The sequence below is a fragment of the Myxococcus sp. AM009 genome (assembly GCF_013372605.1).
In the GTDB taxonomy this organism is placed as follows: Bacteria; Myxococcota; Myxococcia; order Myxococcales; family Myxococcaceae; genus Myxococcus; species Myxococcus vastator.
This window is the reverse complement of the sequence record NZ_JABXEP010000528.1, coordinates 1-394: the sequence shown is the minus strand read 5'-3', so window position 1 is coordinate 394 and position 394 is coordinate 1. Positions and strand designations below refer to the sequence as shown.

The window sequence follows — 394 nt, the reverse complement described above, 5'->3', positions numbered from 1 at the left end:
GGCGCGCGCCGTGTCGGCCAACCGCTTGAGCGGCTGGTTCACGCGTGACGTAATGAACGCCGCGCCCAGCACCGACAACACCAGCGCCGCCATCGACCACCACAGCCATTGCCAGCCAGGCACGTGCTCGAAACGGTCCGGGCTGATGGCGACCCAGTAGTCGTCGCCCTCGAACTGGAAGCTGACCCACACGCCCGGGATGTCATTGACGGCCGTGGCGATCACCGCGTCGGCACCGAGCCGGTTGCGAATTTCCTTTTGGACAAGCTGCGTCAGGTACGGGTTGGTGTGCGGCTCGCGATATTCGTCTTCCTTCTCGCGCGGGTAGACCTTGATGCCTTCGTTCTGCACGAGATCGAGCAGCAGGAAGCGGCGTCGTGACGGATCGGAATAC

1 protein-coding gene is annotated in these 394 nt (G+C 64.0%); it reads right to left on the bottom strand.

Annotation, left to right across the window (positions count from 1 at the left end; all coding sequences use genetic code 11):
* The coding region (locus HV824_RS36730; RefSeq protein WP_217918086.1) for a hypothetical protein at positions 1–394 on the bottom strand (394 nt) is incomplete at both ends.